Annotated in this window: 13 protein-coding genes and 1 other annotated feature; of the genes, 5 read left to right on the forward strand and 8 right to left on the reverse strand. The window is 62.8% G+C overall.

Features of this window, described 5'->3' with window-relative positions; all coding sequences use genetic code 11:
- The first annotated feature begins 66 nt into the window (after nt 1-66).
- Together D1159_RS10470 and ppk1 are read left to right on the forward strand one after the other, a co-directional pair.
- Nucleotides 67-981 carry a phosphatase gene (locus tag D1159_RS10470; protein WP_161845616.1) on the forward strand — a complete coding sequence of 305 codons (915 nt, stop codon included), beginning with the start codon at nt 67-69 and terminating at the stop codon, nt 979-981.
- Entirely contained in the window at nt 978-3,101 is a 2,124-nt protein-coding gene (gene ppk1 / locus D1159_RS10475; RefSeq protein WP_161845617.1) for a polyphosphate kinase 1, read from the forward strand. Before D1159_RS10470 ends, ppk1 begins: the two co-directional genes overlap by 4 nt.
- A 406-nt stretch (nt 3,102-3,507) precedes the next feature.
- On the opposite strand, the gene D1159_RS10480 is transcribed toward ppk1, so the two are convergent.
- Nucleotides 3,508-3,699: a hypothetical protein gene (locus D1159_RS10480; protein WP_161845618.1), complete on the reverse strand. Its 192-nt coding sequence runs from the start codon at nt 3,697-3,699 to the stop codon at nt 3,508-3,510.
- A gap of 119 nt (nt 3,700-3,818) precedes the next feature.
- Between D1159_RS10480 and D1159_RS10485 the strand changes: the two genes are divergently transcribed.
- Nucleotides 3,819-3,998, forward strand: a complete 180-nt coding sequence (locus D1159_RS10485; protein WP_161845619.1) for a ribbon-helix-helix domain-containing protein — start codon at nt 3,819-3,821, stop codon at nt 3,996-3,998.
- A gap of 230 nt (nt 3,999-4,228) precedes the next feature.
- Here the strand turns inward: D1159_RS10485 and D1159_RS10490 are convergent, their stop codons facing one another.
- The 7 genes from D1159_RS10490 to D1159_RS10520 form a co-directional block, all read right to left on the reverse strand.
- Nucleotides 4,229-4,639, reverse strand: a complete 411-nt coding sequence (locus D1159_RS10490) for a GtrA family protein (protein ID WP_161845620.1) — start codon at nt 4,637-4,639, stop codon at nt 4,229-4,231.
- Nucleotides 4,626-5,585 carry a glycosyltransferase family 2 protein gene (locus tag D1159_RS10495; RefSeq protein WP_161845621.1) on the reverse strand — a complete coding sequence of 320 codons (960 nt, stop codon included), beginning with the start codon at nt 5,583-5,585 and terminating at the stop codon, nt 4,626-4,628. The genes D1159_RS10490 and D1159_RS10495 overlap by 14 nt, the downstream gene beginning before the upstream one ends.
- 77 nt (nt 5,586-5,662) lie before the next feature.
- Entirely contained in the window at nt 5,663-6,466 is an 804-nt protein-coding gene (locus D1159_RS10500; RefSeq protein ID WP_161845622.1) for an ATP-binding cassette domain-containing protein, read from the reverse strand.
- A gap of 1 nt (nt 6,467) precedes the next feature.
- On the reverse strand, nt 6,468-7,397 hold the full coding sequence (locus tag D1159_RS10505) for an ABC transporter permease (RefSeq protein WP_161845623.1): 930 nt from the start codon (nt 7,395-7,397) through the stop codon (nt 6,468-6,470).
- 45 nt (nt 7,398-7,442) lie between these two features.
- On the reverse strand, nt 7,443-8,453 hold the full coding sequence (locus D1159_RS10510; RefSeq protein ID WP_161845624.1) for an ABC transporter substrate-binding protein: 1,011 nt from the start codon (nt 8,451-8,453) through the stop codon (nt 7,443-7,445).
- Nucleotides 8,454-8,548: 95 nt separating this feature from the next.
- Nucleotides 8,549-8,794: a binding site (T-box leader), on the reverse strand.
- A 46-nt stretch (nt 8,795-8,840) separates the two neighbouring features.
- A complete protein-coding gene (locus D1159_RS10515; protein WP_161845625.1) occupies nt 8,841-9,311 on the reverse strand; it encodes a GNAT family N-acetyltransferase in 471 nt (156 codons plus the stop codon).
- A gap of 69 nt (nt 9,312-9,380) precedes the next feature.
- Nucleotides 9,381-10,304, reverse strand: coding sequence for a DMT family transporter (locus tag D1159_RS10520; protein ID WP_161845626.1), 924 nt, complete (start codon nt 10,302-10,304; stop codon nt 9,381-9,383).
- Nucleotides 10,305-10,372: 68 nt separating this feature from the next.
- Here D1159_RS10520 and D1159_RS10525 point away from each other — a divergent pair, with 68 nt between their 5' ends.
- Together D1159_RS10525 and D1159_RS10530 are read left to right on the forward strand one after the other, a co-directional pair.
- Nucleotides 10,373-10,990, forward strand: coding sequence for a DNA-3-methyladenine glycosylase (locus D1159_RS10525; RefSeq protein WP_161845627.1), 618 nt, complete (start codon nt 10,373-10,375; stop codon nt 10,988-10,990).
- 25 nt (nt 10,991-11,015) lie between these two features.
- Nucleotides 11,016-11,639, forward strand: coding sequence for an HAD family phosphatase (locus tag D1159_RS10530; RefSeq protein WP_161845628.1), 624 nt, complete (start codon nt 11,016-11,018; stop codon nt 11,637-11,639).
- The last annotated feature ends 9 nt before the right edge of the window (nt 11,640-11,648 follow it).

Raw genomic sequence — 11,648 nt, forward strand, 5'->3', positions numbered from 1 at the left:
CAGAATGCCCCGGCGGCTGTTTCAGGCGGCTGCCGTCAAGACGCCACACCAACGGGAGGAGTCTCTATGTACAGTGTCATTGACATCGGCTCCAATACCATCCGTCTGTCCGTCTATGAGGCCGGCGGAGGAGCCCTCAAACCCATCTTTCGGGAGAAGAGCCATATCGGGCTGGCGGGTTATGTCTCCTCGGAGGGCCGTCTGTCCCGCCTGGGGCTGGAGCGGGCGGCAGAGGTGATCTGCCAATTTTGCGCCATTGTACACCGCCTGTCCATTCCCAGCCTGGCGGTATTTGCCACCGCCTCACTGCGCAATATCTCCAATACGCAGGAGGCCCTGGACTTTCTCTCCGGCCGGACTGGCTGCCAGATTGAGGTCCTCTCCGGCGAGGAGGAGGCCCTCATGGACTTCATCGGCGCCACCGGCGCCTTCCCTCTCCAGGACGGACTGCTGGTGGATATCGGCGGGGGCAGCACGGAGCTGGTCTTTTTCCGCGGCGGCGCGGTCCAGCGGGCCCTCTCCATCCCTGTGGGCTCCCTCAATCTCTTCCACCGCTATGTCTCCCAGCTGCTCCCTGAGCCAAAGGAGTGCGCGCGCATCCAGCGCCGGGTGGCCAAGGAGCTGGACAAGCTGGATCTGCCTCAAGACCGCCGCCCGATGATCTGCGGGGTGGGAGGCTCTGTCCGGGCGGCTGGCAAGCTGGCCCGCTGGCAGGCGGACCTCCCCCCTGACCACCGCACCCTCTCCTGCGCCGTCATCTCCCAGCTTCTGGATCGCTTCTGCGACCAGCGGAGAAAGAATCTGGATCTCCTCCTCCAGACCGTCCCAGAGCGCATTCACACCCTCCTCCCCGGCATGGCGGTCCTGCGCCAGATTGCCCAGACCTTTCACAGCGAGACCATTTTTATCAGCGACTGCGGCGTGCGGGAGGGCTACCTCCTCACCCGGGTGCTGGGGACAAGGCGGCTGGACGGGCAATGAGAGTGGAGTTGAAGCACTATACCCAGGACCGGGAGCTGTCCTGGCTGGCGTTTAACGTCCGGGTTCTGGAGGAGGCCCTGGACGAGCAGGTTCCGCTCTTGGAACGCCTGCGCTTTGCCGCTATTTTTTCCCGCAATCTGGACGAGTTTTTCATGGTGCGGATGGCCCGTCTGGCCCAGCTGGCCGCCGCAGATCATGGGAAGTCCGCCGCCCGGCGGCAGATGCTGGCGCTGTGCGCCGCCGTGGGTACCCTGTGTCCCGGCCGGGACTGGACCTGGAACACGCTGATGGAGGCCCTTCAGTCCCAGGGGATTCAGGACCTGGATCCTGGGACGCTGGACCCCGGCCAGCGCGCCGCCCTGGACCGGCAGTTCCGGCAGTCCATTTTTCCCTTTCTCTCCCCGCAGATTGTAGACGCGTTCCACCCCCTTCCCCTCCTCGCCGGCGGCCAGCTGGCCGTCGCCGCCCGGCTGGAGCGGGGGAAACACACCGTCTTGGGACTGCTCCCCATTCCCGCCGCTCTCCCCCGGCTTATCCCCCTCCCCGGCGCCGGCTTCCCCTTTGTGCGGCTGGAGCGGCTGCTCCTGGACCGGCTCCCTGACCTGTTCCCCGGCTGTCAGATATCCGGGGGCAGCTGTATCCGGATCACCCGCAGTGTCCGCCTCCCTTTGGACAACGGACCCCTGGATCCCCAGGACAGCGACCTGCGCCGCTATGTGGGCCGGCTGCTCCAGCGGCGGCAGAGTCTGGCAGCGGTCCGGCTGGAGAGCGACTCCCCCCTGGACCCCTTTTTGGCCCGCGCCTTGGCCCGGCTTCTGGACCTGGACCGCCGGCAGTTCTTCCTCTCCGCCATGCCCATGAACCCGGACCAGATCATCGCCCGGCTGGAGTCCGCTGTCCGCGCCCCCGCCCTGTACTATCCCCCGTTCCGCCCCAAATCCCCTCTGCCGCCCCCGGGGGGAATGCTGGCGCTGGTGCGGCGGCAGGACGTGCTTCTCTCCTTTCCCTATCAGAGCATGGCGCCCTTTCTGGCGCTGCTTCAGGAGGCCGCTGTCTCCCCCCGCGCCCGTTCCATCCAGATTACCGTCTACCGCCTGGCCCGGCAGGCCCGGCTGATGGAGATTCTCTGCACCGCCGCCCGGCGCGGCAAGGAGGTTCTAGTCTTTTTGGAGCTGCGGGCCCGCTTTGACGAGGCCAACAACATCGCCTGGTCCCGGCGGCTGGAGGAGGCCGGCTGCCGGGTGTTTTACGGCGGCCCCGCCTATAAGGTCCACGCCAAGCTCTGCCTGATCACCTTCGCCGGACTGGGAGGGCCCCGTTATCTCACCCAAATCGGTACCGGAAACTACAACGAGTCCACCGTCCGGCAGTATGCCGACCTGTCCCTGATCACCTCTGACCCCCAGATTGGGGCGGAGAGCGCCGCCTTTTTCCGCAGCCTGGCCGCGGGAAAACTCCCTGGTCAGGGAAGGGTGCTGCTCACCGCCCCCCTCTCCCTCAAGGACCGGCTGCTGGCCCTCATCCAGGCAGAGACGGCCAAGGGCCCCCGGGGCCGCATTGTGTTCAAGTGCAACGCCATTACCGACCGGGACATCATCCGCGCCCTCTCGCTGGCCTCCCGGGCCGGGGTGCGGGTGGATCTCATTGTCCGTGGGATCTGCTGCCTGCGGCCGGGCGTTCCGGGCTATACCGACCACATTCAGGTTACCAGCCTGGTGGGCCGTTTTCTGGAGCACGCCCGGCTCTACTCCTTCGGCCAGGGCCCCTCCCACCCGCTCTACCTGGGCTCTGCCGACCTGATGCGGCGCAACACTGAGCGCCGCGTGGAGCTGCTGGTCCCCCTCCGGGATCCGGCCGTCCGCCGTCAGGCGGAGCGTCTCCTGGCCCTCCAGCTCCGGGATACCGCGAAAGCCAGGATCCTCCAGCCAGACGGCGTCTATTGCCGGCCCAACGCCGCGCTGCCGTTTCATGCACAGGGGTATCTTATGGAGCAGGGGGGCCCTGGGATATGTGCTCGCCGCACGGGCCGCTTACGCAGCGGGCGCCAGGGTCCTTTCCCGAAAGGACCCTGGACCCAAAGGGCTCAAGGGGGGTCGCCCCCCCTTGAGAATCCCCCATGACGATAGGCCCACCCGGCGCACCGCGCCGGATGACTGCCATGCCGATGTGCCAGTCTGGCAGACAACGCAGTCCCAGCTAAAGTCTTGGGCTTACGTTACAATAGAAGCGCCGGGCCTCCCTGGTCGGCCCGGGGGTTTGTCCACAGAGGACGTTCCCCCCGGGCCGACTGGGGAGGCCCGGCACATGAAACCCGGTCTGGCAGAAGACTTACGCAGGGATCACCTATCTCGAAAGGCTCTCAGGACGTTGAGGCAGTGGTGGCGGCGGGGCACGCCGCCTGGGCCCCCGCGCTGGGGGAGTCCAGAGGGGGGATGATCCCCCCTCTGGCCCTTTGGGTCCAGGGCCCTTTCGGGAAAGGGCCCTGGCGCCGCCCGCGCAGGGCCGCTCCCCCGGGGGTTCCCCGCACTACTTAGGCTTTGCGGCCTTAACGAACCGGTGGCAGGCTGGCGTATCGATCCGCTTATCCCGAAGACGGGGGTTGATGCAGTGACCGACATCCAGGGGGAAAAATTGCTTGTAGCGGCACTTAGTGTAGTGGCGGAGAAAATGTTTGCAGTACTGGCAGGTTTTAAGCTCCTCCTGTTTTTGCTCGTCCATAATAACACCTCCTTCATGAATTATACGCTATTTAGCCTAAATTGCAAGCCCTTGTTTTTATTTTCCGCTTGCGCTATACTCATGTATCATTCCGTAAGGTTATGTAAGGTGGTGGCATTGTGCCAGAAGCGATGCTTGTAAACCGAATCCGTCTGTCAACTTCTCTAAAAAAAGAACTCGCCGCGCAGCTGGACCTTGTGGCGCAGAAATCCAGAATCCCAAAATCCAGACTGCTGGACGAGGCGGTGGAGGACCTTTTGGTGAAGTACAGCCATTTGCTGCAAGAGGACAAAAAATAAGCGGGACGGCTCAGGCCGTCCCGCGGATCCTTTTCCTTGACAAACTAAGGGCAGGTAGTATAATAAAAACAGAAGGGCGCTGTTACGACGGTCAGCCCGATTCAGTAGATAGATGTTCTATGCTGACTGCTCGCGCTACCGGGCAGTCAGCACACTTTTGTGGCGGATATGTAAAGCATAAAAGCCAGACATACCGACAGCCGCAGTGCAAAACGCCCCCGCTTATTTTGTCATTTGCCCTTGCGAAAGGCGAAAAAACGCTGTCCGAAGTAGTTAAGTACCGTATACAGCCCCATGCCCACCAGCTTGGTCAGGCGTTCCCACCAGACCGGGGCGAGGAACTCCGGCCGGGGGAGGATGAACATCAGGGGCTGGGCGATGCCGTAGGCCAGCACGTAGCATACCGCCACGTTGAGGGCGAATTTGACGGCAGAGCGGCCCATGGTCTCCTCGCTGTGGAAGGTAAACTGCCGGTTGAGAAAAAAGCTCATCACTGCGCCGGCCACGTAGGCGATGGCGGTGGAGGGCCAGTAGCCCAGGCCCTCCAGCAGGAACATCAGCACCATGGACAGCAGGGTGTTGCCCACGCCCACCAGCAGAAATTTTGGAACGGAGGCGTCCAGCAGCTTAGTTTTCTTCATGCCGGTCCAGCACCTCCTTTAACAGGAAACGGGGGCGCCCCTTGGTCTCCAGATAGATTTTTCCGATATATTCCCCAATAATTCCCAAAGACAGGAGAATCAGTCCTCCAATGGCCCACACGGAACAGAACACGCTGGCCCAGCCCAGCACGGTGGCCCCGTTGGCCCAGCGGACAATGGAGTAGATCAGAGAAATCATGCTGATCAGAAAGATCAAGAACCCCAGCAGCGTGATATACCGGATGGGCTTTGTGGACAGGGAGGTGATGCCCTCCATGGCGAAGGAGAGCATTTTTTTCAGGGGGTACTTGCTCTCTCCGGCGAAGCGCTCCCCCCGCTGGTACTCCACTATGCCGGTGGTGTAGCCGATCATGGGCACAATGCCCCGCAGGAAGAGGTTGACCTCCTTAAACTCCGCCAGCCCCTCCAGCGCCCGCCTGGACATGAGGCGGTAATCGGCGTGGTTGAACACCGTGTCCGCCCCCAGAAAGCGCATCACCCGGTAAAAGCCCTCGGCGGTGAAGCGCTTGAAGAAGGTGTCCTTCTCCCGGCTGGAGCGCACGCCATACACAATGTCGCACCCGGCGTAGTACTGATCCACCATGGCGTCCACCGCGTTGATGTCGTCCTGGAGGTCGGCGTCCATGGAGATGACCATATCCGCCCGGTCCTTGGCGGTCATCAGCCCCGCCAGAAGGGCGTTCTGGTGTCCCCGGTTGCGGGTGAGATTGGCGCCGGAGAAGACAGGGTTTTCCTGGTGGAGCTGGCTGATGAGCGCCCAGGTGCGGTCCCTGGAGCCGTCGTTGACAAAGAGAATCCGGCTGTCCGGGGAGATTTTGTCCGCGGCGATGAGCGCCTCCAGCTTGGCCCTGAGCCGCGCGGAGGTCTCCGGCAGCACCGCCTCCTCGTTATAACAGGGAACAACGATATATAGAATATCTGCCATTGAATTTACCTCATAGTTCTGGAATGATGGGTCTATTCTATCCCTATTGAGAGAAAAAGGCAATGCCTTTTGACGGATTATTCCGACAGAAGGATTCGGTCGTTATCCAAATCCTTTCCCGCGCCGGCCCGGAAACGGCGCAGCAGCTCCTCCACCGTGAGCCCCCGGCGCTCCTCCCCCTTCAGGTCCAGGACGATCTGTCCTGCGTCCATCATCAGCGTCCGGTTGCCCAGGGCCAGGGCGGAGTGCATGTTGTGTGTAATCATCAGGCAGGTCAGCTTGTGCCGGGCCACAATGTCCTTGGTGAGGGAGAGGACCTTCTCCGCGGTGGCGGGGTCCAGAGCGGCGGTGTGCTCATCCAGGAGGAGGAGCTTGGGGGGCACCAGCGTGGCCATAAGCAGCGTGAGGGCCTGCCGCTGCCCGCCGGAGAGCAGGCCCACCGGCTGGCGCATCCGATCCTCCAGCCCCATGTCCAGCAGGGCCAGCTGGTCCCGGAAGAAGTTCTTTTCCTCCCGGCTCACCCGGCTGAAAAAGGCCGTCTGGTGCTTGGCGGTGCGCAGATAGGCCAGGGCCAGGTTTTCCTCAATGGTCATATTGGGGGCGGTGCCCCGCATGGGGTCCTGGAAGAGCCGGCCGATCTGGCGGCTGCGGCGGTATTCCGGCAGGAAGGTGAAATCCGTTCCATCCACGGTAATGGCGCCGGCGTCGGCAAAAAAGACCCCGGCGATGGCGTTGAACAGAGTGGACTTTCCCGCCCCGTTGGACCCGACAATGGCGGCGAAATCCCCCCGCTCCAGGTGGAGGGTGACGCGGTTCAGGGCCCGTTTCTCGTTGACGGTGCCGGGGTAAAAGGTTTTGGAGATTCCGTCCAGCTTGAGCATATCAGCGTTCCCCTCCTCTGTGCCGGCGGGCGGCATGGCGGCGCTTTTGCAGCCCGGCCCACTGCTTCAGTGCGGGCATGGCGATGGCCCCGGCCACAATCACCGCCGCGATCAGTTTCAGATATTCCCCCGGCACGTTGAAGCGCAGGGCGGCCACGTAGAAGAGCTGGTAGATCACGCTGCCCAGCAGCACCGCCGCCACGCAGCGGGCCATGCCGCCCCTGCCGATCAGGGTCTGGCCGATGATCAGGCTGGCCAGGCCGATGACGACCATACCGGTGCCCTGGTTGATGTCGCTGCTCTTCATGTACTGGGCCACCAGCCCCCCGGACAGGGCGGTGAGGGCGTTGGCCACGCACAGCCCCACAGTGATGGTGAACACCGGGTTGATGGAGGAGGCCCGGACCATGTCCTTATTGTCCCCTGTGGCCCGGATGGACAGCCCCAGGCGGGTGCCAAGAAAGAAAACCAGAGCGCCGCCCGCGGCCAGCACAATCACCGCCGCCACCGCCAGCTTGGCCCAGCCCCCCAGCACCCCGGCGCCCTGAGCCAGGGTAAAGACGGTCTGGTTTTTCAGGCCGATGGGCCGGTTTGCGCCCCCCATGACCATCATATTGATGGAGTAGAGGCCGAAATTGGTGATAATCCCCGCCAGAATGGAGGGCACCCCCAGCTTGGTCTGGAGGAAGGCGGTGACAAATCCCGCCGCCGCCCCGGCGGCCACCGCCATAGGCAGGGCCAGCACCGGGTGGCCTGCCAGGCAGACCGTGGCGGATACGGCGCATCCCAGGGTAAACGCGCCGTCGGTGGTCAGGTCGGCGATGTCCAGAATGGAGTAGCTCAGAAAGAGGGCCAGGGCCACCAGGGCATACAAGAAGCCCTGCTCCAGCGCGCCCTGAAGGACAATCAGCACAGAAAAAACTCCTTTCATGGCGCTGTGCCCCCGCACGGTTGCGGGGGCACAGGACCCTATTTTTTATTCTTCGGTGGTGACGACCTCGTTAAGAGGAGAAGAGGTCATGGAGGCAAAGACGCTGTAGTCCGCCCCCAGGGCGGCGGCGGTGTCGGTGTTGACGGTGATGATGCCGCCCTCCATCACGTGGTACTCGGGGATGACGCCGGTCTGGAGTACGTCAATGGCCATGCCGGCGGTGTAGGTGCCCAGCTCGGTGTAGTTTACCCCGCAGGTGGTGAAGGCGCCGTTGCGCACGAAGGAGTCTGCGCCGGTGTAGTGGGGGAGCTTGGCGTCCTTAAAGGTGTCCGCGATGGCCAGCTCAGAGGCCATGATCACGTTGTCCGTGGGGGTGAAGACGGCGTCCACCTGGCCTACCAGGCTGTTGGCGGCGGAGACTACCTCGCTGGCGGCGCTGGCGGTCTTCTCCACATAGCCGATGCCCTTTGCGTCCAGATACTCCTTGGCCTGGGCGATGGGGGCGGCGGAGTTGGTCTCGGACAGGGAGTAGAGCAGGCCCACATTTTTTACCTCCGGATTATAGGCCAGCATCATGTCCAGGATAAAGGGGGTGTTCAGGGCGTCGCTGGTGCCGGTGACCCGGTCGATCCCCGTCAGGCCGGCGGCCTCCGGGTCGCTGATGGCGGCGTAGACCACAGGCATGTTCTGTTCCTCGGTGGCGGTGACCATGTACTGGGCGGCCATGGAGGCGATAGGGATGACCAGATCATAGTCCCCCGCGGCCACCTGGGCGCCGATCTGGCCCAGAAGGGTGGGATCGTTCTGGCCAAAGTATTCCTTGTACTCCACGGTAAAGCCCTCTTTTGCTCCCCGGGCCTCCAGCTCGGCGATGATGGCGGCGCGGATTTCGTCCAGAGAGGCGTGGTCCAGCTGCTGGACGATGGCGATCCGGTAGGTCTGGCCGCCGGCGGGGGCGGGGGACTGGGCCGCGCCGCTGCCGCCGCCGCAGCCGGTGAGGGTGAGGGTCAGGACGGCGCCCAGAGAGAGTGCGGTTGTAAACAGAGTCTTTTTCATGTCGTGTTCCTCCATAAAATAAAAGTGCTCTGGGCGGCGATGGAGGGGCCGCTGCCAACGGCCGTTTTTGGAAACAAAAAGCGCCTTCGTCCCACACATGGGACAAAAGCGCCTGCTTCTGCGATACCACCCAAATTGACGCCTTGCGGCGTCCGCTCGCTTCGCGTACCATCATACGCGCCCGATGGATAACGGGTGGGGGACCCGTCGGCCTCTACTAGGTTTCCCGTTCAAGCCGCCCTCTGAAGACCATTCACCGGCCGCCCGCCGCCCCGATCTCACCATCCGGGACTCTCTTTGCGCCTGCCGCGCCGGCTACTTTTCTTCATCACTGGTTTTAGCTATTTCATTGGTTGCACTGAAGTATACACGCCGCAGCCGGCTTTGTCAAGAGAAATTTTTTCCGCCGGGGCAGTCCGCGTCCTGCCCCGCGCCGTCTGGAGCCGCGCTGTAAATCACTTTTCTCATGCCGCAGCCGCAGTGATCATGAGGAATGGGCTTGAACCCCGCCCTTTCATAAAAAGCCTCGCGCCCTTTTTCCGCGGTGAGCTGTATGCTGGACCGTCCGCCGGCGGGGGTTTCCCGCCGCACGTATTCTGTCAGCATATCCGTGATTTTACTGCCGGTTCCCCTGCGCTGAAAGCGGGGATGCACCACGACATCAACGATGACATAGTACATCCCGTCCCCGATCAGCCGTCCCATTCCCACGATCTGGCCCTGGTGGGCGGCGGTTACGGTATATAAGCTGGCGCGGAGCGCGCGCTGGGTCTGCGCACCGGAAAAATTGCGCCAGCCCACCGCCGCCCTCAGCCGGAGATAATCCTCATAGGTCAGGGCGTTTTCCCGGTATTCCATCTGGCACCTCCATTCTATTCCCAAGCCGGGCGGAAGGTTCCCGGAGCGGCGCGCCCCGGGAGGAAACCGCTAGGATTTCTTTTTGAGAGAGCATTTGGCCGCCGTCTGAGGCCTTTTTTGAAGAAAGGAAAACTTGGTCTCAGAGCACACCACAGCCACGAAGATCAGGGCGAAGCCGGCCACCAGCCGGGGGGTGACGGGGTCATAGTAGAAGAGCACAGAGCACAGCACACCGAACACCGATTCCAGGGAGAGAATCACCGCCGCGGAAGCGGGGTCGGACCAGACCTGTCCCACGTTCTGGAACAGGAGCGCCACAGTAGTGGCCATAGTGATGAGGTAGCCCATCTGGATCAGCATGTCTGCGTTGAGCAGCACTGCCGCAGGGGGAAAATCCTGAAAGAGCAGGCCGCAGATCCAGGCGTACGCCGCCGCCCAGGCGAACTGGAACACGGTCAGCAGATAGATATCCTTTTTGGGGGAGACCTTGGCCACCGCCACAATGTGCCCGGCGTAGAACACCGCGCAGCACAGGGTAAGGGCGTCCCCCCGGGTGATCACCAGAGCGTCGGTGAGGGAGACCAGCCCCACGCCGCTGACGCAGAGCACCGCCGCCAGAATATTGTACCGGTCAGGCCGCTGTTTGGCGATAAGCCAGTACAAAAAGGGGACGATGACGCAGTAAACGGCGGTGAGGAAGGCGTTTTTGGACGGGGTGGTCTCCGCCAGGCCGAAGGTCTGCACCGCGTAGGCCAGAAAGAGCAGCCCGCCGATGATGGCCCCCCGCCACAGGTAATCCCGTGTAAAGGTTTTCCACCTGCGAGCGCAGAACAGCGCCAGCAGGGCCGCGCCGCCGGTGAAGCGGATGGCCAGCAGGTAGAAAATAGGGATCACGTCCACCGCCCCCTTCATGATGAAGAAGGAAGATCCCCAGATAAAAGCTGCGGCAAAGAGCATGGGCTTTGCCAGCCGCCGCATCACGGTCTCGTTCATGGATTGTGAAACCTCCTGTTTGGTGTTATAATAGAAGAATCATCCAACCGATAGCAAGGAGTGGCATTATGCCAAAACTGGGACGGGAGTTTTATAACCGGAATACGCTCATTGTGGCACAAGAGCTGCTGGGCAAATACCTGGTGCGGGGGACGGCGGCGGGCCCGCTGGCGGTGCGCATTACCGAGACGGAGGGGTACGTCGGCCCCGTTGACAAGGCCTGCCACGCCTACGGCTATAAGCGCACCAAGCGGACCGAGACCCTTTTCGCCCCGCCGGGAACGGCCTATCTGTATTTAATTTACGGCATGTACACCTGCCTGAATCTGGTGACGGAGGCGGCGGGGGAGCCCTGCGCCGTCCTCCTCCGGGCGGGGGAGGCCCGCCTGGGCGGGGAGGCGATGGCCCAAAACCGCTTCGGCCGGGGGCAGGGGGACTTTACCCCCTACCAGAGAAAGCACTTTCTCAACGGTCCCGGCAAGCTGTGCCGGGCGCTGGCCCTGACCCCGGCTTTTGATGGACTGGATCTCACCGGAGACACCCTCTATGTCACAGATTCTCTGGCGGACGTGGGCGCTCCGCCCTGGCCCGGTGACGAGAGGGTGGGCACCATTCACACCGGGCCCCGGATCGGCATTGACTATGCGGAAGAGGCCACCGCCTTTCCCTGGCGGTTTTGGCTGTAGCATGGGCCCTAGTTTGGAGGTTTTTATGCTCTTATTTGACCTGGACGGCACCCTCATTGACTCCAACGGCGTGTGGGTGGAGGTGGACCGGCTCTTTCTGGCCCGGCGGGGGCTGACGCCCACGGAGGAATACAGCTACACCGTGGGCCACTCCTATTTTCCGGCGGCGGCGCAATTTACCCGGGACTACTACCGCCTGACGGACAGCCCCCAGGCCATTATGGACGAGTGGCTGGCGCTGGCGGGGGACGCCTATGCCTGCCGGGTCCCTCTGAAGCCGGGGGTAAGGGCGTTTTTGTCCCGACAGCAGGCTCAGGGACAAAAGATGGCCCTGGTCACTGCCTGCGTGCCGGAGCTGTGCGGGGCGGCGCTGGAGCGGCACGGCCTGACGGGGTACTTTCCCAAAATCTTCTTTGCCCAGGACCTGGGATTTGAGAAGCAGGACCCCCGGTATTTTCAGACTGTGCTGGCGGAGCTGAAGCAGACCGCGCAGGCGTGTACTCTCTTTGAGGACTCCCCCGGCGCGTGCCGCACCGCCAGGGAGCTTGGTCTGAAGGTAGTGGGGGTGTACGATTCCTTCTACCAGGACCGGCAGGAGGAGCTGCGCTCCAGCTGCCACCGGTACATCCGCAGTTTTACAGAGCTGTAGCCGCAAAGG

This window comes from Pseudoflavonifractor sp. 524-17 (assembly GCF_009935845.1).
Taxonomy (GTDB): domain Bacteria; phylum Bacillota; class Clostridia; order Oscillospirales; family Oscillospiraceae; genus Pseudoflavonifractor_A.

Bases quoted from the DNA above. Each gene is read 5' to 3' on its own strand.
- D1159_RS10495 (WP_161845621.1), bottom strand. From the start codon at position 5,585: ATGGCAGATATTCTATATATCGTTGTTCCCTGTTATAACGAGGAGGCG.
- D1159_RS10500 (WP_161845622.1), bottom strand. From the start codon at position 6,466: ATGCTCAAGCTGGACGGAATCTCCAAAACCTTTTACCCCGGCACCGTC.
- D1159_RS10520 (WP_161845626.1), bottom strand. From the start codon at position 10,304: ATGAACGAGACCGTGATGCGGCGGCTGGCAAAGCCCATGCTCTTTGCC.
- D1159_RS10480 (WP_161845618.1), bottom strand. From the start codon at position 3,699: ATGGACGAGCAAAAACAGGAGGAGCTTAAAACCTGCCAGTACTGCAAA.
- ppk1 (WP_161845617.1), top strand. From the start codon at position 978: ATGAGAGTGGAGTTGAAGCACTATACCCAGGACCGGGAGCTGTCCTGG.
- D1159_RS10515 (WP_161845625.1), bottom strand. From the start codon at position 9,311: ATGGAATACCGGGAAAACGCCCTGACCTATGAGGATTATCTCCGGCTG.
- D1159_RS10530 (WP_161845628.1), top strand. From the start codon at position 11,016: ATGCTCTTATTTGACCTGGACGGCACCCTCATTGACTCCAACGGCGTG.
- D1159_RS10470 (WP_161845616.1), top strand. From the start codon at position 67: ATGTACAGTGTCATTGACATCGGCTCCAATACCATCCGTCTGTCCGTC.
- D1159_RS10505 (WP_161845623.1), bottom strand. From the start codon at position 7,397: ATGAAAGGAGTTTTTTCTGTGCTGATTGTCCTTCAGGGCGCGCTGGAG.
- D1159_RS10525 (WP_161845627.1), top strand. From the start codon at position 10,373: ATGCCAAAACTGGGACGGGAGTTTTATAACCGGAATACGCTCATTGTG.
- D1159_RS10510 (WP_161845624.1), bottom strand. From the start codon at position 8,453: ATGAAAAAGACTCTGTTTACAACCGCACTCTCTCTGGGCGCCGTCCTG.
- D1159_RS10490 (WP_161845620.1), bottom strand. From the start codon at position 4,639: ATGAAGAAAACTAAGCTGCTGGACGCCTCCGTTCCAAAATTTCTGCTG.